Annotated in this window: 19 protein-coding genes and 1 tRNA gene; 8 read left to right on the forward strand and 12 right to left on the reverse strand. The window is 47.6% G+C overall.

The features are described 5' to 3' along the window. Nucleotides 1-149: 149 nt before the first annotated feature. The 4 genes from GWC95_RS03345 (at nt 150) to GWC95_RS03360 (ending at nt 6,164) form a co-directional block, all read left to right on the forward strand. Nucleotides 150-1,073, forward strand: coding sequence for a DUF6607 family protein (locus tag GWC95_RS03345; protein ID WP_202630193.1), 924 nt, complete (start codon nt 150-152; stop codon nt 1,071-1,073). Between the two features lie 92 nt (nt 1,074-1,165). Then, nucleotides 1,166-3,244 carry a TonB-dependent receptor plug domain-containing protein gene (locus GWC95_RS03350; RefSeq protein ID WP_161817249.1) on the forward strand — a complete coding sequence of 693 codons (2,079 nt, stop codon included), beginning with the start codon at nt 1,166-1,168 and terminating at the stop codon, nt 3,242-3,244. A 12-nt stretch (nt 3,245-3,256) separates the two neighbouring features. Then, nucleotides 3,257-3,850 (forward strand): HmuY family protein, encoded by a 594-nt coding sequence (locus GWC95_RS03355; RefSeq protein ID WP_161817250.1) that lies wholly within the window; start codon nt 3,257-3,259, stop codon nt 3,848-3,850. Between the two features lie 139 nt (nt 3,851-3,989). Then, on the forward strand, nt 3,990-6,164 hold the full coding sequence (locus GWC95_RS03360; protein ID WP_161817251.1) for an outer membrane beta-barrel protein: 2,175 nt from the start codon (nt 3,990-3,992) through the stop codon (nt 6,162-6,164). A gap of 234 nt (nt 6,165-6,398) precedes the next feature. Here the strand turns inward: GWC95_RS03360 and GWC95_RS19580 are convergent, their stop codons facing one another. From GWC95_RS19580 to arfB, 10 genes are all read right to left on the reverse strand, one after another. Beyond that, nucleotides 6,399-6,788, reverse strand: a complete 390-nt coding sequence (locus GWC95_RS19580; protein WP_202630194.1) for a hypothetical protein — start codon at nt 6,786-6,788, stop codon at nt 6,399-6,401. 148 nt (nt 6,789-6,936) lie between these two features. After that, nucleotides 6,937-7,018: transfer RNA gene (locus GWC95_RS03370), tRNA-Leu, on the reverse strand. 112 nt (nt 7,019-7,130) lie between these two features. Continuing rightward, nucleotides 7,131-8,663: a PAS domain S-box protein gene (locus GWC95_RS03375; RefSeq protein ID WP_161817252.1), complete on the reverse strand. Its 1,533-nt coding sequence runs from the start codon at nt 8,661-8,663 to the stop codon at nt 7,131-7,133. A 100-nt stretch (nt 8,664-8,763) separates the two neighbouring features. Next, a complete protein-coding gene (locus tag GWC95_RS03380; RefSeq protein WP_161817253.1) occupies nt 8,764-9,987 on the reverse strand; it encodes a serine hydrolase domain-containing protein in 1,224 nt (407 codons plus the stop codon). A gap of 138 nt (nt 9,988-10,125) precedes the next feature. Then, nucleotides 10,126-11,388 carry a DEAD/DEAH box helicase gene (locus GWC95_RS03385; RefSeq protein ID WP_161817254.1) on the reverse strand — a complete coding sequence of 421 codons (1,263 nt, stop codon included), beginning with the start codon at nt 11,386-11,388 and terminating at the stop codon, nt 10,126-10,128. A 230-nt stretch (nt 11,389-11,618) separates the two neighbouring features. Next, nucleotides 11,619-12,089, reverse strand: a complete 471-nt coding sequence (locus GWC95_RS03390; RefSeq protein ID WP_161817255.1) for a GAF domain-containing protein — start codon at nt 12,087-12,089, stop codon at nt 11,619-11,621. A 49-nt stretch (nt 12,090-12,138) separates the two neighbouring features. Then, nucleotides 12,139-13,647: a lipopolysaccharide biosynthesis protein gene (locus GWC95_RS03395; RefSeq protein WP_202630195.1), complete on the reverse strand. Its 1,509-nt coding sequence runs from the start codon at nt 13,645-13,647 to the stop codon at nt 12,139-12,141. Nucleotides 13,648-13,794: 147 nt separating this feature from the next. Beyond that, nucleotides 13,795-14,862 carry a cytochrome-c peroxidase gene (locus tag GWC95_RS03400; RefSeq protein WP_161817256.1) on the reverse strand — a complete coding sequence of 356 codons (1,068 nt, stop codon included), beginning with the start codon at nt 14,860-14,862 and terminating at the stop codon, nt 13,795-13,797. Further along, a complete protein-coding gene (locus GWC95_RS03405) occupies nt 14,859-15,593 on the reverse strand; it encodes an MbnP family protein (RefSeq protein ID WP_161817257.1) in 735 nt (244 codons plus the stop codon). The genes GWC95_RS03400 and GWC95_RS03405 overlap by 4 nt, the downstream gene beginning before the upstream one ends. Further along, nucleotides 15,594-16,001, reverse strand: coding sequence for an alternative ribosome rescue aminoacyl-tRNA hydrolase ArfB (gene arfB, locus GWC95_RS03410; RefSeq protein WP_161817258.1), 408 nt, complete (start codon nt 15,999-16,001; stop codon nt 15,594-15,596). It abuts the gene before it with no gap. A gap of 35 nt (nt 16,002-16,036) precedes the next feature. Here arfB and dtd point away from each other — a divergent pair, with 35 nt between their 5' ends. The 4 genes from dtd to GWC95_RS03430 all read left to right on the forward strand — a co-directional run bounded on the left by dtd (nt 16,037) and on the right by GWC95_RS03430 (nt 18,339). Beyond that, nucleotides 16,037-16,489, forward strand: coding sequence for a D-aminoacyl-tRNA deacylase (gene dtd, locus GWC95_RS03415; RefSeq protein WP_161817259.1), 453 nt, complete (start codon nt 16,037-16,039; stop codon nt 16,487-16,489). Between the two features lie 73 nt (nt 16,490-16,562). Next, complete coding sequence (locus tag GWC95_RS03420; protein WP_161817260.1) at nt 16,563-16,952, forward strand: group III truncated hemoglobin; 390 nt, start codon at nt 16,563-16,565, stop codon at nt 16,950-16,952. A gap of 40 nt (nt 16,953-16,992) precedes the next feature. Next, nucleotides 16,993-17,319, forward strand: coding sequence for a nucleotide pyrophosphohydrolase (locus GWC95_RS03425; protein ID WP_161817261.1), 327 nt, complete (start codon nt 16,993-16,995; stop codon nt 17,317-17,319). Between the two features lie 45 nt (nt 17,320-17,364). Next, on the forward strand, nt 17,365-18,339 hold the full coding sequence (locus tag GWC95_RS03430) for a YihY/virulence factor BrkB family protein (protein WP_161817262.1): 975 nt from the start codon (nt 17,365-17,367) through the stop codon (nt 18,337-18,339). A gap of 7 nt (nt 18,340-18,346) precedes the next feature. On the opposite strand, the gene GWC95_RS03435 is transcribed toward GWC95_RS03430, so the two are convergent. Beyond that, nucleotides 18,347-18,859: a hypothetical protein gene (locus tag GWC95_RS03435; RefSeq protein ID WP_161817263.1), complete on the reverse strand. Its 513-nt coding sequence runs from the start codon at nt 18,857-18,859 to the stop codon at nt 18,347-18,349. A 190-nt stretch (nt 18,860-19,049) separates the two neighbouring features. Beyond that, nucleotides 19,050-20,468 (reverse strand): aminopeptidase P N-terminal domain-containing protein, encoded by a 1,419-nt coding sequence (locus GWC95_RS03440; RefSeq protein ID WP_161817264.1) that lies wholly within the window; start codon nt 20,466-20,468, stop codon nt 19,050-19,052. Nucleotides 20,469-20,523 lie beyond the last annotated feature (55 nt).

A 20,523-nucleotide genomic window follows, 5' to 3' on the forward strand; every position in this document is an offset into this window, starting at 1 on the left:
AAGGTGATGCAACAAATTTGAAATTGTTCCTGACAGTTTCGTGACGCGCACAACATCCTTTTCCTCTTCCCGTAAACCTTTTTCCCGATGCGGCATCCGGCGCTCATTGTGTCGATGCAAATTTGCATTCGTAAAAACAAATTAACTGTATGAAGAAGATATTGTTCCTGTTTGTGGCAACGCTGCTTATCACTACTTCGTTTGCGCAAAGCAAAAAGGAAAAAGATGCCATCAAAAGCCTTTGCGGGTGTTTTGATGTAGATTTTATGTATGCCGAAACCTTCTCTCCCAACAGCGCATACTCTTTTAAAAAACCTTACGATGCACACGGACTCGAATGGGTTTTCCCGATCGAGTGGAGCGATAAAAAAATTGTTCTGCAACACCTGCTCGTGATCAACGACAGCGTGATCGTAAAGCACTGGCGCGAAGACTGGGAATACGAAAAGAAAGACTGGCTCGTATTCAACCACGATGCATCGTGGAAACACGTAACATCAAACGAGGCCGTTAAAGGCGAATGGACACAAACCGTTTGGGAAACGGATGATGGCCCACGCTACCAGGGCAGCAGCAAATGGATCAGTAACGACAATAAATTTTACTGGCAGAACACGGCCGATGCGCCATTACCACGAAGAGAATATTCATCACGCAGCGATTACAATGTACTGCAGAGAGGCAACCGCATCATCATTACCGATACGGGGTGGGTGCATGAGCAGGACAACAACAAAATACTGAGGGCGGATGGAAAAGCCGACCAACTGCTTGTGCAGGAGAAAGGGTTTAACATCTACCACAAGTCAAACGAAAGCAACTGCGATCCCGCGAAAAAATGGTGGGCGAAGAACGAAGCTTTCTGGAAAGAAGTGCGCAGCGCATGGGATGAAATACTGAATGGAAAAAATACAGTTCATCTTTTGGCAAAGGTGCAGGAGCGATCGATGGGACAGGAGTTTGACAAACTGCAGAAAGAAAATTTATCTGCATCGCAACTCAAAGAAAGAATAACACAGGTACTGCAGAAGTTTGTTCAGCCGGATACGCGAACGGTATCGGCAAAAAATTAAGCCGGGATAAATCAACCTTTTACTGGTAAGCCTTGCACCGTGTGTAAACCCCGGTGATGGCCGTGCCTTTCCTTCAACGTAAATGAAATTACATGTACCAGAAACAGCTATTGCTCATCCTTTTCACTTTTGCCGGCGGATTTGTTCTTGCGCAGCAAAAAGATACGGCGTCTTTTACCGAGCTCGATGAAGTGGTGGTTACGGCTACCAAAACAGAAAGAAAATTATCCAATGTTGCCGTACCTGTAAAAGTGATTTCCGGCAAAACAATACAGCAAAGCGGATCGTTGCGGCTGAATAATATTTTGCAGGAACAGCCGGGATTGTATATCACCAACAGTTTTGGCAATGGTGTGCAGGTGCAGGGTTTATCGCCTGATTATGTTTTGATATTGGTAGACGGCGAACCGCTCGTGGGAAGAAATGGCGGCGTGCTCGATCTGAACCGCATCACCGTTAACAACATAAAGAAGATCGAGATCGTAAAAGGCCCTTCTTCGAGTTTGTATGGAAGCGAGGCGATGGGCGGTGTGATCAATATCATCACGCAAAACGCTTCGAACAGCGCGCTGGATGCATCGCTCCGCTATGCAAAATACAGCAGCATCGATGCAAATCTCTCAGGATCCTTTAAACACAAGGGTTTTAGCTTTTCAGCTTTTGGCAACAGGAACAGCTCTGACGGGTTTTCAAATTCAAATGCGACCGTAGGGAAAACCGTTAATCCATTTTACAACTACACAGGGCAAGTGAAGATCCAACAGGAATTCAGCGCCAACCTGAAGGCAGGCTTGGGTTTCCGTTATTTCTACGAGAAGCAGAACGACCTGTACAGTACCGGTTCAGACATTGCGTATGGAAACCCTGACATAAAAGAATACAATCTTGCTCCGTTTGTGTCTTATAAGGTGAACGCAAACCTAAGAACAACAATCAGGACTTATTTTTCCCAGTTTCAATCAGAAGCAAAGGACTACCTGAAAAGCAACAACAGTTTGTATTACGACGATTTTTTCCAGCAACGCTTCTCAAGGGTTGAGTCGCAGACAGATCTTAACATCGGTTCTTCCAACAATCTTTCAGCCGGCGGCGGCTATACATGGGAGCGGTTGAATACGAACCGGTACTCGGGTATCCGCACAAACCATATCGCTTATGTTTTTCTGCAGGATGAGCATCGGTTCTCCGGTAAACTCACCGCCATTGCGGGGATCCGCTACGATGATAACGCGGCGTATGCGAGCAGGCTCAGCCCGAAACTTGCCTTGCGTTACAAGGCAGATTCGAAACTCGCACTTACAGCATCGTATGGTGCAGGGTTCAAAGCGCCTGATTTCAGGCAATTGTATCTCAACTTCACCAACAACGCGGCGGGCGGTTATACTGTTTATGGGGCGAATGAAATTACGTTTGCACAACTTGAACAACAGAAAACAGCGGGTATTCTTGCAGACATTTCCGCGTTTGGCTACCAGTTGCAATTGTTGAAGCCGGAGTATTCAACAGGTTTAAACGTTGGCGCAACGTATCAATTCAGCAGGAAATTGGGCATCAAGCTGAATGTGTTCCGGAACGATATCTCGAACCTGATCGTTACCAGGATCATAGCTACAAAAACAACAGGCGCGCCGGTGTACAGTTATTTCAACGTCAACAGCGCATTCACAGAAGGTGCGGAAAGTGAAGTGACCTATCATTTTACAAAGAACTTGCGTGCAGAAGCCGGTTACCAGTTTATGATCACCGCAGACAAGGAGGTATTGCGACAGATCAAGGCAGGCCAATTGTATGGAAAAAAACAAGGGTCACTTGTGTCGGAAGAAGTAAAACGAAATGAATATGGTGGCTTGACCGATCGTTCAAAACACATGGCCAACCTCAAGTTCTTTTACGAGAAGAGCAACTGGTTTGCAACGGCACGCGCCGTTTACCGGGGCCGCTGGGGAGTAGCAGATAAAGACGGCAACCTAATCTTGAACCGCGACGATGAATATGCGAAAGCCATGTTGCAACTCAACCTAAGCGCGGGTATCCATTTTAAAAACGGGCTTGGCATTAAAGCAGGTGTAGACAACCTGTTGAATTACCAGGACAAAGTTTACCAGGCAAACCAACCGGGCATCACCTGTTACGCAACCGTTTCTTACGCATTGAACAATCCTAACAAATAAAAATACACATTGATGAAAAAGAACCTTACCAAATTCGCATCGCTCGTTTTGCTGGCGGTAACATTCGCATCGTGCACAAAAAAAGACGATACCGGAACCGTATTGTTAACTACTTCGCAGGGAAAAAATATACCCGGAGAAGGAACCGATAACCACTATACTTTCTTTTCGCTCGAGCGGAATGAAGTTGTGCCCCTGGCAGACTCCAACACAACCAAATGGGACATTGCCGTGCGCAGCACCAGCATCATCACAAACAGCGGAACAAGCGGGCCGGGTGCAGGTGGCGCCTATGTTCAGAAAGCAACCACATTCGATAATTTTAAAACCATACCGGCGGATTCTGTTTTCCGTACAGATGCATCGGCAGCGCCCGCGATCAAAACAGGATCCGGCAACGGATGGTACAACTATGATTTCAATACCAACATCATTTCGCCTATCCCCGGGAACATTCTCGTGATCAGAACGGCAACGGGCAAATACGCAAAGGTTGAGATCCTCAGTTATTACAAGAACGCACCCGCTACACCATCTGCAAACGATGTTTCGAGGTTTTACACGTTCCGTTTTGTATACCAGGCCAATGGTTCGAAAACCTTTTGATGCTATCGGTTTGTATGGTGGGATGCAAACGACAGGCACATCATTTAACAGCAAACCGGTAAACAGCGGCCATCATTTTAAAAATGATGGCCGCTGCTTTTTCAACGCCGGAACTACAGAAAAAGCTATTTTCGTTGCCATGAGACGTACGCTGCTATTGCTGGGCATTCTTGGTTTACCAGCCATACCGTTGTTTTCACAAGCGAATCAAAAGGACACCACCCGCTCCGGCAAGGACACGATGGTTTCTAAAAAGCCTTTGGATGAGGTTACGGTTACCTCCCGTACGCAGGTGATAGAAGTTGGGTCTGCCCCCGGAACGATCGTTTACAATGTTGCAAGATCCGCAGATGCAGTTGGACAAACAGGATTAGAGATACTCAAGAAAGCGCCCGGTGTTTCTGTAGACAACAATTCCGTTATTTCATTCAATGGCCGCACAGGAGTTACCATTATGATCGATGGAAAACTTACGTATCTCTCGGGACGGGAGATCATCGATCTTTTACAGGCGATGCCTTCTTCGTCGATCCGTTCAATTGAATTGATCGCCAGTCCGGGTGCGAAGTTCGATGCATCCGGTACCGCGGGCATCATCAACATACGCACGATCAAAATGCAGGGAACCGGTTTCAACGGCTCCGTGAACATGGGCGCAGCTTATGGGATCACCATGCGGCAGAACACAGATGTGTCGGTGAATTACCGCAGGAACCGTTTTAATTATTCTTTCGCTTACGCTCACCTGTTCGGGAGATATACTTATGATTACGGAAGCAACCGTTTCCAGAACAGCCGTTACTACGATGCAGCAACCTACGACGAAGACAAACGCAAACGTGTAAACACCAGGTTTGGGATTGACTATAGCCTGGATGAGGAACAAACCATTGGTGTTTTATTTTCTGCCAATTTTATTCCCGGCGGCGGCCGGACAGAAACCCATACCGTGATCAGCGGATCCGGATCAACTGCTACAGAGAATACACTGGATGCGGTGAATGATTACTACCATCAATCAACGGAACGGTATAACTACAATTTCTTTTACCAATATGCAGGGAAGAACGGCAAACAACTTTCGATAGACCTGGATTATGGATCTTTTGCGAAAAACAATGCGAACCTGCAATCGAATATTTATAAGAATGCGTCTTCGGTTGTAGTGAACCAAAACCTGTACCGGACATTGAACCGGATCGATATAGATCTCTATGCCTTCAAAGCGGATTATGTCACATCCCTGTGGAAAGGAAAATTTGAAACAGGATTGAAATACGCTTCTGTTCGTTCTGTGAATGATGGAAAATTTTACCATGCCGTATCGTTCGACAGTTTGGACAACCGCCGCTCCAACCGTTTTGCATTTACCGAATCGATCCTGAGTGCTTATGCGGCCTATGGCAAAACGATGGGTAAATGGATGGTACAGGCCGGTGTGCGTATGGAACGTACGGTGAACAACAGTGATACGTTGCGCAAGGCCTACCTTAATTTCTTCCCGTCTGCAAGCATCAGTTATCAATACAAACCGCGCGAAACGGTGAGTCTTGCTTACTCACGGCGCATAGACCGGCCGGCGTATCCCGACCTGAACCCGTTTGTATATATGCTGGATGAACTTTCATTCTGGCAGGGAAACCCTTATTTACAACCGCAGCTCACCCACCGTTTTCAATTGCAATGGGTGTATCGCAACACGACAGTGTTGGGCCTGAGCTATGCAAACACGGAGGCTTTTTCCGGGAGGGTGAATGATACTACGGGCGGCAACAAGGTGGTGATGATCCCCCGAAACATAGGCACACAGAACAGCGTGGCGCTTACATTGTCGCAAAACATCCGCGTCACAAAATGGTGGGATATGACGCTGAACGCTACGGTTTCTTACCTGCACAACCAGGTTAATTACTTATCCTTTGCGGGCTTCCAGGCAAAGCAGTGGTCGGGGCGTTTTAATGTGACGCAACGTTTCCAGGTTTCGTCCAGCCTGGTTACAGAAGTAACCGGTATGTACCAGTCGCGAAGGCTTACGGCGGCGAATGAGCGCAATCGGCCAACGAGTCAAATTGATATAGCTTTTGTAAAGTCCATTAGCCCGAAATGCACCATCCGTTTGGCGTTTTCAGATATTTATAAGGGCAGTCGGCTTGAAACGCAGCAGGACAACGGCGGTTATTACATCCGCAGTTATGGTTACTATGAAACCAGGCAGGTACGGTTGAATTTCAGTTATCGTTTTGCTGATAAGAATGCCAAAGCAAAAAACACGCGTGTGTCTGCGCTTGATGCCGAGAATGGAAGGATCCGGTAGTTGACCGGTCAAAATACAGTTCGGTTAAATCCAAAAAGAAAGGTTCGCGCATAGCGAACCTTTCTTTTTGGATTTAAACATGGTGCGGATGACAGGGGTCGAACCTGCATGCCTTACGGCGCCAGATCCTAAGTCCAACTTACGTGTTGACAACCAATACGTAGTGCATCTGTTTCTGTAAAAAGGGATAGTGTTGCTGATACGTAGTGCAACTTTCAGTGCAATTACTTTAAATTAATCACGATTTTCAGCGATTATCTTATTCACAATCTCTAATCCATCTTCAAGGCTTTCATCTCCCTTGAACATTGAGGTGACAACAGACCCATCACTAAATACCTCTATTTCAATCCTTGAACCCACAACAGTAACACAAATCATTATTGTGTCATCTCTATAGCGTTCCAATCGGTAATGAATTTTGGCTGAGTCAAGTTGTTCTAATATGGTGTAAAGCGTATGAGTTTCTGATGCATTGTCGATTAATTGTTTCGTAATAAAGCCTACTACATAATCAAATCCAGTAGTAATTATTACATCGTTATTTTTAGCAAGTTCAGTAATTGCTTTTTCGATGACTTGCCATTCTCTGGAGGATTTATATTCAGTGTAGGGTGAACTCATTGTCTTATGATTAGTTTATTAAGCGACGGTATATAAATATATGGAAGTATTCCATGTAACGACATAGTGCAACTTTCAGTGCGGGTAGTATTTCATCAAACAAAAAAAGAGTCATACTACTCGTATAACTCTTTCATTTAAAACCAGGTGCGGATGACAGGGGTCGAACCTGCATGCCTTACGGCGCCAGATCCTAAGTCTGGTACGTCTGCCAATTTCGCCACATCCGCAGGAGGGCAAAAATAGTGTTTTGCAGTTGATTTAAAATGAATTTTAACGATCCAAAAATGATCTTGTTCTATTTGCCCCTGTCGTTTACAGGGCGAGTTGCATTGTAACGCCTCAGAACCGCACCGTAAAGGTGCTTCCATTGTTCTCCTCGCTCTCTGCCGTAATGCTGCCGCCGAGGTCTTCCACCTGGTTGCGTATCAGGTACAGGCCGATGCCTTTACTGTCGAACCCCGGGTGAAAACTTTTCTGGAACTGGAAAAGCTGCCTGCCATGCTTCTTGAGATCAATCCCCAGGCCATTGTCTGATACCGAAAGATAAGTGCTGCCTTCCCGGGTATAAGAGCGAATGTTGATCACCGGCGTTACCCCGTCGCGTGTATACTTGAGCGAATTGCTGATGAGATTGTAAAGAATGCTCTGTAAATAAACTTTCGGATAACTGATCACCTGCACTTCAAAATCGGTGGTCACCTGCGGTTGCTTCTGTGTTACCAGGTTCTGTAACTGCAGGCAAACACTGCTGGTGATCGTTGCAAGATCGCACTGTGAATAGGGGATGTCTTTTTCGAGGTGGATCTGTAACACATGGATCAACTCGTTCAGGTTATTCGTAAGGTCATTGCTGATCTTTTTCAAATAATTGAACGCGGTCTTCCTGGTTTCTTCTTCCGGCGCCGTTTCGTACAGCTCGAGCATGCGTTTGATGTTTCCCGCAGGGCCGCGCACATCGTGCGTGATGATGCCCGCAAAATCTTTCAGCTGCCCGATCTTTCTTTTCAGCGCCGCCTGTGTTTTCAGCAACTCAACATTCCTGTCTTCGAGCCACTTGTTCAGTTTTTTCAACTCTGTAATTTCCTGCACCTGCGAAACAAAGAACCTGGGTTCATCATTGGCGTTCCATACAAGCGAAACGCTGAGCATTGCCCAGATATAGTTCCCGTTCTTGTGTATGTATCTCTTTTCAAGCTGGTAGGTTTTGATCTCTTTGCGCAACATGCTTTGTACCAGCGAAAGATCTTTTTCAAGATCATCGGGGTGCGTGATGTCCTGGAAAGATTTCTGCAGCAGTTCCTCCCTCGTATAACCAAGCATTTTGTAAAACGATTCGTTCGCATCGCGCAGCGCACCATCCGGCGCAACAATGGCCATGCCGATGGAAGAATGCTGGAACGATTGCGAGAATTTTTCGTCGCTCTCTTTTAATTTCTGTTGCTCTTCGTGCAACGACCGGTTGGTTAGGATCAGATTGGTTACATCGATAAACGTAACAAACACAAAAAAGCCATCCGCATTGGTTTTTACCCTGCGTGAGTTGACAGACAGCCATTTCAATGGATTGTCGGCCGCCACTATACCCAGTATCACATTGGTTTGCGCCTTGCCGGTGGTCATCGTAATGCCTATCGGCAGATCGATCGATTCGATCATATTCCCTTCCAGGTCAAACGCGCGCCAGGCAGAATCAAACGGCGACCTGTCAAGCAGTTGGTCGCTGCGAAGGTTCAGCAATGCGCTTGCCTGCTCATTGAAACTTATGATCCTGCCTTCGTTGTTGAGAATGATCACGCCTTCCTGTATGGAAGCGGTGATGGATTGAAGAAATTGAATGTCCTGGAAGAAATCGGTCTCTGAAATGGGTAACATCTTACGCACGGATATAGAACAAGGTAAGAAAAAGTTAGGAGTTTGAAGTGCGACGCGGGGCGCAAAAAACATATTCCGCCCCAAAGCACTGACGCTCTGCTCATTTCAACGCTTCAATTATTTTTTTCACAGTGTTGTTCATGGATTTATTATCTGCGATCCACCTCGCTACCACCACAAGCTCGTGCTCGGGGTCTACATACACAAGGTTGTTGCCATTGCCAATGTGCATAAACGCATTCGCCGGCGCATCGGGCAGCATTTTTTTATCATAGTTGAGAAACCAGTTCATAAATCCGTATCCGGTATTTGCGGTTGTTGAAGTAAGCGACTGTTTTATCCACTGTTCGCTCAACAATTGTTTCCCGTTCCAGTTGCCGCGATGCAGTGTGAGCAAACCGTAACGCGCCATATCATATGCATTGATGAACATACCCCCGCCCCAATGCCCGCCGCCACTTACCGATTGAACGGGCTGCCCGTCTAAAACGATCCATGCATTCCGGTAACCCGTCCACCGCCACGTATTGGATGCCCCGATCGGATCCATGATAAATTGTTTGAGCACCTGTGGCAAGGGCCTGCGCCAAACACTGGTTGCCGCGAGCGCCAGCACGTTCACACGAACATCATTGTATTCCCACACGGTACCCGGTGCGTTCCTTTTGCGTGTGAGCCAGGTTGAGGCATTGGCATCGGGCCTGTCGGCCCATTCGGGTTTGCCCCACAGCGTGCCTTCCCAATCACTGGTCTGGCGCAGCAGGTGGTCCCAGCTGATGGTCTGGTTGTGCGCACCTGCAAAAGGCTGCAGCAACTGCGGCTGTCCAAACTGGTCCGCCGGCCGGTTCACCTGCGTTGGTGTGTACAATTCGATAGGCGGAACATAAGGCGCAACTTTGTCGTTCACATCATGGATCAATCCCTGGTCGACAGCAAGACCCACTACGGCCGACAAAAAACTTTTTGTAACGCTGTGCGTCATATCGCAGCGGGAAGGGTCGCCCCAGCTGGCGATGATGTATCCTTTGTAAATGATCAGCCCGGTAGGGTCTCCACGCTCTGCAAACGGGCCGATGCCTTCGCCAAATGGTTCTTTGCCAAAAGTCTGGTAATGGCTGATCTCCATGTTGCGCGGGTTTTTTGATTCCGCCGCTTTGGCGATCTCTATTGCTTCATTTATTTTGCCCGCATCAACGCCGAGATCTGCAGGAAGCCGCAGCTCCCAGTTCTGCGCAGCGGGAAAATAGGCTCTCGCGTTTTTATTTTGCGTGAATGCATTTGATGCGATCAGCAATACGAGCAGGAGTGTGGTTGGTTTTAACATGGATCTAATTTATGAAATTCAAAATTAAACCAGCCGGTACCTTGCACCAGGAAACGCGCAAAAAAAAAGCGGAGCCTGCGCTCCGCTTTTTATGCTGGTATCTTGAACCTGGCATACGGGATGCCTGTTCGTTTAAGGTTATTTGTTTCTGCCCGACTGCTGGTTGCCCGAATACCTTCTCGGATCGTCGCCCCTGAAAGACCTTCTTTCGTTGTAATGGCGTTGCACCGGTTTTTGCGGTAAGGCTTTGTAGGTGGATGTTTCGTCCATCGCATAAGGATGTTCTGTAACCACCGGCACCTGCGCTGCAATGAGCTTCTGAATATCGCGGAGAAATTCTTTTTCTTCCATGTCGCAGAAAGAAAAGGCAATACCGCTTGCACCCGCGCGGCCCGTACGGCCAATGCGGTGAACATAGGTTTCAGGCACATTCGGTAATTCGAAATTGATCACGTGCGAGAGATTGTCAACATCAATTCCCCTCGCGGCAATGTCTGTTGCAACCAGTACGCGCGTAGCACCCGATTTGAAATTACCCAGAGCACGCTGCCTTGCATTCTGTGATTTGTTTCCATGAATGGCTTCTGCAGAAACACCGGCGCGGCTCAGTTCTTTTACAACTTTATCGGCGCCATGTTTGGTGCGTGTGAAAACAAGCACACTTTTGATGGCCGCATCTTTCAGCAGGTGGATCAACAGGTGTTTTTTGTTTTCCTTCTCCACGAAAAATATGGATTGCTGGATCGTCTCTGCCGTAGATGAAACAGGTGTTACTTCAACCTTCACAGGGTTGCTCAGGATCGTGTTCGATAATTTGGCGATCTCTGTTGGCATGGTTGCTGAAAAGAAAAGTGTTTGTCTTTTCGCAGGGATCCTGGTAACCACTTTTTTTACATCGTGGATAAAACCCATATCCAGCATGCGGTCTGCCTCATCCAGTACAAACCATTCGATGTTTGCGAGGTTGATGAAACGCTGGTCAACGAGATCGAGTAAACGTCCCGGTGTGGCAATGAGTATGTCAACCCCGTTGCGCAACGCATTTGTTTGCGGCACTTGCGACACACCGCCGAAGATCACGAGGTGTTTCAGGTTGAGGTGTTTGCCATAAGCGGCAAAACTTTCGTCGATCTGGATCGCGAGTTCCCTTGTGGGTGTTAAGATCAAGGCCCTGATGCCTTTTTGGGCAGGGTTGGCTTTTTTCGATGCGTCAAGCAATTGCAGCATCGGGATGGCAAACGCCGCCGTTTTACCGGTACCGGTTTGCGCACAGCCCAGTAGGTCGCGCCCTTGTAATACAACTGGAATAGATTGCTCCTGTATCGGAGTTGGTGTAGTGTAACCTTCCGTATCGAGCGCCTTTAATATGGGCTCAATGAGGTTTAATTCTTTGAATAACAAAGTATATGATTTAAGTATGAACACCCGAAATCAGATCAGGTGGTATATAGCCTGCCCGTAATTGACTTGATGAAACTTTGTCACGGAAGAGTGATCAGTCTAGAGAGAGTATATGAATGGTGCAAAGATAAGGAATGACCCGCTAACAACCAACTAATGGGAAATTTGAACCTGAAAGAAGGTGTTGTTAACAAATCATTGGCTCCCCCTTGTTCAGCTTTGCTGTTTACTCATTTAATGTTTTGCACGATGGACTCAAGGAATTTCCGATCCACTTCATCAAACGCTGAAAGCGCATCGCTGTCTACATCGAGCACGCCCCACACTTGCCCGTCTCTCAACATTGGAACAACGATCTCCGATCTCGACAAACTGCTGCAGGCGATGTGACCGGGGAATTTTTCTACATCAGGCACGATCAGTGTTTCTGCCTTTGCCCAGCTGGTGCCGCAAACGCCGCGGCCCTTATTGATGCGCGTACAGGCCACCGGCCCCTGGAACGGGCCCAGCACAAGCTGTTCTTCTTTTACCAGGTAAAAGCCAACCCAGAACCAGCCAAACTGCTCCTTCAACGCACCGGCAATATTGGCGAGATTGGCAATCAGATCCGTCTCGCCTTCTATCAACGCCTTGATCTGCGGTAGTAAAGATTCGTATTGTTCCGTTTTGCTTCCTTTGAGGATGGTAAGGTCTTCTGCCATGTTGCAAAGATAATCGCTTTTGTTTTCACGGCCCCTTTGGCTTAAGCGGCTACTTTATGTATTTACCGATCAACGGCATCTTCTGGAACTCTTTTTTCTCCACCAAAAGAATGAACCAGATGTAAATCAAAAACAACACCGCGCCCAAACCCAGGCTCACCACCAGGTTATTGTTGCAGAGCCAGGTGATGCCGTAGTGGATCAAAAAAAGACAGACAACGATCGCGAGATAAGCAGTCATTTTTTTGGTGAGGTAAGGTACGGGGTAAACTTTTTGTCCCCATTTGTAACTCAGCACCATCATCGTTCCATAACAGAAAAAAGTGGCCCATGCGCTTGCCATATACCCGAATCGCGGTATGAAAAAATAATTGATCGCAACGGTTACCGCAACGCCTGTAAGTGTAATGTAGGTGCCCGCAATGGTTTTATTGCTGATCTTGTACCATACACTCAGGTTGTAATACACGCCGAGAAAAATATTGGCGAGCAACAGCACCGGCACAACTTTCAAGCCTACCCTGTATTTGGCATCGTTGATCAATGCCCATACCGGTAAGAAAAGGCTCACTGCGAGAAACATGACCGTGAGCAGCATCACAAAAAGCTTCATCACCCTTGCGTATGTTTTCTGTGCGTTGGCGCCCTCGGCCTGTTTAAAGTAGAATGGCTCCGCTCCCATTTTGAAAGCCTGTACAAAAAGCGTGATCAGCATCGATAATTTGTAACACGCACTGTAAATACCCAGTTCCACCAATCTTTCCTGCGCTGTGCCGGGCAGCCATAGTTTTAAAAAGATCCGGTCGAAGGTCTCGTTCACAATTCCACCGAGCCCAACAATGATGAGCGGAAGCGCGTAAGCCATCATCTGTTTCCAAAGCTTTGTGTTGAAGGTGAATTTTATAAAAAAGAGCTCCTTGCTCAACAACAGCAATGTAACAAACGACTGTATCACATTGGCGAGCGCAACATACACGATGGGATTTTTATTGTTGTCGTAAAACGCGGTTACCCAGCTGTTGGGATCTTTTGCAACCTGGGCCGGGCAATAATATACAAAGAACACTACGATCAATATCATCACCGTAACACCAAAAATATTTACGAATGCATACCGGAGCGGACGTTCCTCCTGCCTGAGTCTTACAAGCGGGATCTTGTTGAGTGTATCAAGCGCAATGATCAAAATGGCAAGTACCATGATCTCCGGAACATCCTGGAAACCCATGAGGTTGCCAATGGGCGCCCTGAACCACCACAAAACAAGCGAGAGAAAAACGGTTGAAAACAGTATCGAAAAAAAAGCAGTGCTGTAGATGGTGCTCTTGTGTTCTTCTTTTGATGAAAAACGGAAATACGCCGTTTCAAAACCATACGTAAAAATAATGCTCGCGATGGGGATGGTTGAATACAACAACGACTGCCGCCCAAAATCTACCATGCTCACATGCGCCGAATAGGTAAGCAATGGCGATAACAAATACCCGATCGATTTTACTACGATGGAGCTTACGCCATACCAGATTGTCTGTCCCGCTAATTTTTTGATTCCGCTCAAAGTTCCTGTTGTTCGGTTTTTATTTGCCCCTGGGGCAGTTGTCTTTACGAAATGAAGGCCCGTCAGCCACAAATATCATCTAAAGTAACAAATGTGCCGGTATCAACGGCCTTGCCTTGTTGCTTGCCTCTGTCTTGTAACGTTTCTTTAAGGATGGATGTCTACCGGCGCTTTCCCATCGAAACCGGGCGGCGAAAAGCGTGGATCCCTGAGAAAGCTTGAATCTGTAAGTGTATTGAGGAATGCAGTGAGCTGGCCGATCTCGAAATTGGACAAGGCGATCTTGTCCTTCAGCAAAGGATCGGTATGGGCCGTTACCACCATGTTTTTGCGGTAATGATCAAATACATTCAGCAGAGAAAAGAACCTGCCGTCGTGGCCGTACGGGAAGGTCATGCCCACATTGCGAAGGCTCGGAACCCTGAACTTCAACGAATCTTCCGGGTTGCCGGTGATCTTTGCCCTGCCGATGTCGTTCAATGCACGGTCGGTGCGGAGGCCGGTGTTGCGGTAGCTGTAGTCGGTGAACATGGGTTCTGCATGACAGGAAACGCATTTCTTTTTAAAAATATCATAACCCAGTTGTTCCGGTAAGATAAAGCTTGCTTCGCCGCGCATTACTTTATCGTATTTGCTGTTGCTGCTCACCATTGTTAACACAAACTGGCTGATCGCTTTTCCGAGGCGTTGCGTGTTGATGGTTTCATCGCCAAAAGCGGCTTTGAAGGCTTTGCGGTATTCTTTGTCAGACTTAAGTTTATCGATCACGTTCGCGATCGTTTCCGCCATTTCATTTTCTGCCGTGATGGGTGCGAGCGGTTGCAGATCGAGGTGGTTGATGCCTCCATCCCACATAAATTCTTTTTGCCAGGCAAGATTGAAGAGACCCGGTGCATTGCGCGTGGTTAAGGCGTTGTTGAAACCATGGCTCAGGTCGTGGTCAAAAGTGTTGAACGCGCCGAACTGCTGGTGACAGGCGCCACATGAAAAATTGCCGTCTTTGCTCAATCTTCCATCGTAAAACAATTTCTTCCCCAGGGCGATGCCTTCTTCTGTCAAAGGATTTTTGGAGAAATCGTAAGCGGGCTGCGGCCAGCCTTTGGGCACGGTGAATTTTACGGGTTTGGGTTTGAAGAAGCGGTTGTCGGCCGTAATCCATCCTGCGCCAACCACAGTGATCGCAAGCAACACCCATATGTGTTTACGCGGCCTCATTTAACGGAATTAAGGGAGAACATCGTGCTGTAATTATCCGCTATGCGCATGGCGAGCGCACCCGGGCTGTGGCACACCGGTGTTTCTGCAATTTTCAGTTCTGTATTTCCTTTGAACCACCGGTCGATATCTGCGTTGATGTGTATTTCGCTGATCGCGCTGCCGGCTGCGCGAAGATCGATATCGATCGTTTTCAAAACATTCATGCCGGCGCGGAACCCGCCCACATGATACGTAAAGCGGTTGCCCGCAGACGAAGAAGATCCTGATGTGCCTTCGATCTTGGCCATTACATATCCCGAGTTCCATGTCCAGAACATCCCTTTCATCGGATCGAGCGCACCGGTTTGAACACCCGATACATTGCGGATGCTGTCTACACCCAGTAAAAAACCAAGACGTACGATCTTCCCTTCGGGCACAGCAAGCGTGATGGTTTTTGTGACGGGGTTTTCTTCATCCACTAAAAAATATTCCGGGGGAAGTTTTTGGGTTTTGCCATCTTCCAGTTGCACCGAAAAATTGGAAACATAATAGCGGAACCTTTCAACGGTGATGGTTTCGCCTACGCTGGTTTTAACTGAGTCGCCCAGCACAAGATCCTTACCGCTTACCTGGTTGTGAAATACGACCGTGATCTTCCTGGCGGCAGGAGATGTATGTAGCGTTCCTGTAAAGGAAGAACCGGTTACTGCAAACAGGATCAGAAGTATGAGCGGAGTAAATTTCATTCAGTAATCGTGCTTGTTTATTTTTTTGCGCAGCTCTTTGTTGTAGGTGTTTCGTTTTTTATGCTCGATTCGTTTTTCCTGTGCGGCCTTGCTGGGTTTGGTGGCGCGGCGCACTTTCTGTTTGGTGAGCGCGATGGAGACCAGCTGGTTCATTTTTTTGATCACTTCCTGTTTGTTGCCCAGCTGCGAGCGCTCCGTTTGCGATTTAACAAGCAGGAAACCCTCATCGGTGATCTTGTTGGCGAGCTTCGTGCCAACCAGTTGTTTTTGTTCTTCATTCAGCAGCGACGAGCTGTTGAAGGCCCAACGACCTTCCACCATCGTTTCCACCTTGTTTACGTTCTGCCCGCCTTTGCCGCCACTGCGCGCGGTTTGAAACAAAATTTCGGGTGTAATGTCTATCTTCATCGGGATAAAGTTCGTATAAAAATTGTTAAAGCATCATGAGAATTGTGATACAACGCGTGAGCGAAGCGTCTGTAACGGTAGACAATAAGGTAACCGGATCCATCAACAGGGGATTGCTTGTGTTTATGGGAATTGAAGATGCCGACACCGATGAAGACATCACATGGCTCAGCAACAAGATCACCAACCTGCGTATTTTTGACGATGCGGATGGGGTGATGAATCTCGGTGTAAAAGATATTGAGGGATCCATCCTGCTCGTGAGCCAGTTCACCCTGCATGCGAGTACCAAAAAAGGCAACAGGCCATCTTACATCAAAGCATCCAAACCAGGTTTTGCGGTGCCGGTGTATGAAAAGATGATCAGGCAACTGGAAACCGACCTGGGCAAACAAATCCAGACCGGCATTTTTGGCGCAGACATGAAAGTACGGTTGCTGAATGATGGGCCTGTTACGATCGTGATGGACTCGAAGAACAAAGAATGATGGCGGGGTGCAGAACCGCAATGGAAAAACCTTTGTTCGATTACAAATCTTTATTAAAAACTCCGGTACCACAATGCCAGATATAGAAACCCGCTCCGACCTTGAAACACTCATGACACGTTTCTACAGCAAAGCGCTGGCGGATGAACTGATCGGTTTTTTCTTCACAGAAGTGGCCCCATTGAATATGGAGACGCATATGCCGCTCATTGTCGATTTCTGGGAAACGATCGTGTTTGGCAAAGCGGCCTACAAGGGCAATGTGTTGCAGGTTCACCAACACATTCACCAGCTCTCCGCTTTCAGGGAAGAACATTTTGCACGCTGGGTTTCCTTGTTTCAGCAAACGGTAAACGAGCTGTTCGATGGCAACCATGCCGAGCTTGTAAAACAAAGGGCAGAATCGATTGCCACGGTAATGAAAATAAAATTATTGCATGGAGGGATCGGCAGGATGAACTGACCGGCCATCACTCAGGAAAACACCAATCAAAACAAAGAACATGACCATCCAACAAGCACAAACCGATGTAGACAACTGGATCAAAACGGTGGGGGTACGATATTTTAATGAGTTAACGAACCTGGGTATACTGATGGAAGAAGTGGGAGAGCTGAGCCGTTTGATGGTAAGGAAATACGGCGAACAGTCGTTCAAAGCGTCCGATGAAGGAAAAGAGCTTGCCGATGAAATGGCCGATGTTTTGTGGGTACTTATTTGCCTCGCCAACCAAACCGGTGTTGACCTTACAACTGCCCTGGAAAATAATTTCAGGAAAAAGAGCATAAGGGATGGGGAGAGGCATAAGGGGAACGAGAAACTTTTGTAATGCTTATTGTGGCGCACGATGCGCGCCGGGCTAAAAGAACCTACCATGAAATGGCACGCAAAAAACATGTGGCCGATACTGAAGGAATCGGTGTCGGATTTTATCGATAACAAATCGTTGCGCATGAGTGCGGCGTTGGCTTATTACACGGTGTTTTCGCTGGCGCCGATGTTGATCGTGATCATAAGCCTCTGCGATATCTTCTATGGGCGCGCGGCGATAGAGGGAAGCATTTTTGAACACATCCAGAAGATTGTGGGAACCGATGCCGCCCTGCAGATAGAGCAGGTGATCAAGAATGCAACCATTTCACGCGACATCAGCTGGGCCTCCATCATTGGGATATGCGCATTGATCTTTGCGGCAACAGGGGTGTTTGCGGAGATACAGGACTCGATCAATTTTATCTGGCGGCTGAAAGCAAAACCTAAAAAAGGCTGGCTCAAACTGATCGTGAACAGGTTGCTTAGTTTTTCGATGGTGGTGAGCCTCGGGTTTATTTTGCTCGTATCGCTTGTGATCAATTCGGTGATGGATCTTGTGGGGCAGCAGCTCACCAAACTTCTTCCGGGCATTGCCGCGTATGTTGCCTACGGGTTGAACGTTCTGATTACGTTTACAACCATCAGTCTTTTATTTGCCATCATTTTCAAGGTATTGCCCGATGCGAGAATACAATGGCGCGATGTGGTGATCGGATCCATTACTACGGCCATACTGTTCATGCTCGGTAAGTTCGGCATCGGTTATTACCTGGGCAAAGCCAGGATCGGCAGTACTTATGGTGCGGCGGGCTCTATCGTCATCATCTTACTCTGGGTTTATTATTCCGCCACCATACTTTATTTCGGCGCCTGCTTTACCCGTGCCTATGCAAAACGCACGGGGCGGAATATTTTCCCAAACGATTACGCCGTATGGATCCAGGAAATTGAACTGGAAAACAAGGCCTCGCTGCAGGTACAGGAACAGCCCGTGCTCACAAACACTTTTGTTTCGGTTGAAGAACCCAAAAAATAATTGCGCATCAATTGCGGTTGCCGTCTTTTACAACTTCAACACCCAGCGTCGAATTGGCCAGGTTGTTGTGGAAAAGGATCTTCGGTTCTGTTCTAACGCCATTGATACTAAGTTCCGCAAGCCCGTAAGGTTTGCTGCTGTTGGCGGCGGTTCTCATAAACAATGTATCGGTATCGCCTTGTTTTACTGAAAAATACACGGTGAGGCCTTTGTCTGCATTGTTGAGCGGCGCACTGATGTAGTATTGATCGCCCTTGTTAACGTCGATCGAATAAACGGAAGGAGCGAGGCGCACGGGATTCATATTGCTTCCCGGTATCAGCCACCTGATCTCAACCGTTCCATTTGGCAATTTGGCGGGGTTGAGCAGGTCCTCGTTTTTGGTATTGATCACGCGGATCGGTATCCATGTATCAAAAAAGCACACGACCGGCCCGGGTTCCTCCACCTTTTTTTCGCAGGATGAGAACAGGGTTGCGGCAGACAAACCAAGTGTGGCAAATAGAAAAAAGCGTTTCATAACAGTCGTGTTTGTGGTCTTTTGACACGCCCCAACCGTTTACCGTTGCAGCCCCGGGGATAATTTTTTAAAACAACCCGGTATTATGCAACCTGCGTTCAGATCTCAAAAAAGAAACGGGACATTTCAATTGAGATTGTTGAAACAATCGATCAATCGAAATGTCCCGTTCAGTAATGTTTGGTTATTACTAGTCGAAAATGCTTTTTTGTTTCATGGCTTTCTCAACATCGGCCACCGTTCTTGGTGCGCCGGCGGAGAGATTTTTGTGCCCGTCTGCCGTGATCAATATATCATCCTCAATTCTCACGCCAATGTTCCACCATTTCTTGTCGCACTTGCTGCCCGGTGCGATATAAATACCTGGCTCAACCGTAAAAATAGCGCCCGGAACCAGCCTGGCCGGGTTGGGATCGTGAACGTCGAGGCCCAGTCCATGCGATGTGCCATGGGGGAAATATGTCCTCACCTGCGTATTGTCGTTCGCATCCGTGATGATCCCCAGTTTGGCCAATCCCCTCGCGATCACCCGTTGTGCCGCCATATGCGGTTCGTTTGAGGCGCTGCCGGGTTTGCAGAGTACAAACGCCGAATCCTGCGCTTCGAGCACGATCTCGTAAATGGCTTTCTGCTCGGGTGTGAATTTTCCGTTCACGGGTATGGTCCTGGTTACATCTGAACTGTATCCATGGTACTCCGCCGCGCAATCGCTCAGGAGCAGGTCGCCGTCTTTCATCAAACGCTGGTTGGTTTCGTAATGCAGCACACAGCTGTTCTCTGCCGACCCGTTGATGCTTGGGTAGCCCGGGTATTCAGAACCGTTCTTTTTGAAATAATACTCCATCACTGCCTGCGCCTGGTATTCCGTCATACCCGGTTTTGCAGCCTTCATAACGGCGGTATGGCCTTCTGCGCTCATCTCCGTTGCCTTGGTGATGAGTACGATCTCTTCGGGTTGTTTTACCGAGCGCAGGGTGCTCAGTATCCTGGCCGGCGAGCGAAAAGGTTTTCCCGTGGCCGTAAGCAGGCTGTCTACAACCGATGCCATTCTCGAAAGCGGGTCCATCTGCGTACCGCCACGTCCCTGCGGGTAATATTTTGCAATGATGTTCTCGTTGCGGAAAGAGGTAAGTACTGTATCTACTTTGCCCAGGTCGAGCGTATTTGTATTGAATTGTTCGTGGGTAAACACGTTGTCGAGTTTGTAACGCTCGCGCACGCCTTCCGCTCCCAATATTTTTCCCGTCCACATTTCCCGGCTGGGGTTGCGGGGCTGTACAAAGATGAATTCGGTTCCTGTTTTATCGTTGATGGTAACGGGCTCTTTGAAAAGCAGGAGCATCGCATTGGGTTCATCCAACCCGGTTAAGTAGTAAAAATTTTTGTTTTGTGCGAAGATGTAATCCACATCGTTGTTGCGGTTGCGTACCTGCGATGCAAAGAAGATGGCTACAGACTTTGCGGGCATCATTTCTTTTACGGCCGCCCTTCTGCCGGCATGAAAGGCAGGGGTAAGGTAATCTTCGGGGTAGTCGGTTTTTTGCTGCGCATCCGTAAAAGCAGGGATGGCCATTGCGAATAGTAAAAAAGCAGTTAATCTTCTAAGCATTTGTTTTCGTTTGATGTAAGTGCTAAAACTAATTTTTTTATGCGAATGCGACCGG

The sequence above is a fragment of the Sediminibacterium roseum genome, from assembly GCF_009939005.1.
Lineage (GTDB): Bacteria > Bacteroidota > Bacteroidia > Chitinophagales > Chitinophagaceae > Sediminibacterium > Sediminibacterium roseum.

Excerpts from the sequence above, each read along its gene's own strand:
- GWC95_RS03345 (WP_202630193.1), top strand. The coding sequence starts at position 150 with ATGAAGAAGATATTGTTCCTGTTTGTGGCAACGCTGCTTATCACTACT.
- GWC95_RS03350 (WP_161817249.1), top strand. The coding sequence starts at position 1,166 with ATGTACCAGAAACAGCTATTGCTCATCCTTTTCACTTTTGCCGGCGGA.
- GWC95_RS03355 (WP_161817250.1), top strand. The coding sequence starts at position 3,257 with ATGAAAAAGAACCTTACCAAATTCGCATCGCTCGTTTTGCTGGCGGTA.
- GWC95_RS03360 (WP_161817251.1), top strand. The coding sequence starts at position 3,990 with ATGAGACGTACGCTGCTATTGCTGGGCATTCTTGGTTTACCAGCCATA.
- GWC95_RS19580 (WP_202630194.1), bottom strand. The coding sequence starts at position 6,788 with ATGAGTTCACCCTACACTGAATATAAATCCTCCAGAGAATGGCAAGTC.
- GWC95_RS03375 (WP_161817252.1), bottom strand. The coding sequence starts at position 8,663 with ATGTTACCCATTTCAGAGACCGATTTCTTCCAGGACATTCAATTTCTT.
- GWC95_RS03380 (WP_161817253.1), bottom strand. The coding sequence starts at position 9,987 with ATGTTAAAACCAACCACACTCCTGCTCGTATTGCTGATCGCATCAAAT.
- GWC95_RS03390 (WP_161817255.1), bottom strand. The coding sequence starts at position 12,089 with ATGGCAGAAGACCTTACCATCCTCAAAGGAAGCAAAACGGAACAATAC.
- GWC95_RS03400 (WP_161817256.1), bottom strand. The coding sequence starts at position 14,862 with ATGAGGCCGCGTAAACACATATGGGTGTTGCTTGCGATCACTGTGGTT.
- GWC95_RS03405 (WP_161817257.1), bottom strand. The coding sequence starts at position 15,593 with ATGAAATTTACTCCGCTCATACTTCTGATCCTGTTTGCAGTAACCGGT.
- arfB (WP_161817258.1), bottom strand. The coding sequence starts at position 16,001 with ATGAAGATAGACATTACACCCGAAATTTTGTTTCAAACCGCGCGCAGT.
- dtd (WP_161817259.1), top strand. The coding sequence starts at position 16,037 with ATGAGAATTGTGATACAACGCGTGAGCGAAGCGTCTGTAACGGTAGAC.
- GWC95_RS03420 (WP_161817260.1), top strand. The coding sequence starts at position 16,563 with ATGCCAGATATAGAAACCCGCTCCGACCTTGAAACACTCATGACACGT.
- GWC95_RS03425 (WP_161817261.1), top strand. The coding sequence starts at position 16,993 with ATGACCATCCAACAAGCACAAACCGATGTAGACAACTGGATCAAAACG.
- GWC95_RS03430 (WP_161817262.1), top strand. The coding sequence starts at position 17,365 with ATGAAATGGCACGCAAAAAACATGTGGCCGATACTGAAGGAATCGGTG.
- GWC95_RS03435 (WP_161817263.1), bottom strand. The coding sequence starts at position 18,859 with ATGAAACGCTTTTTTCTATTTGCCACACTTGGTTTGTCTGCCGCAACC.
- GWC95_RS03440 (WP_161817264.1), bottom strand. The coding sequence starts at position 20,468 with ATGCTTAGAAGATTAACTGCTTTTTTACTATTCGCAATGGCCATCCCT.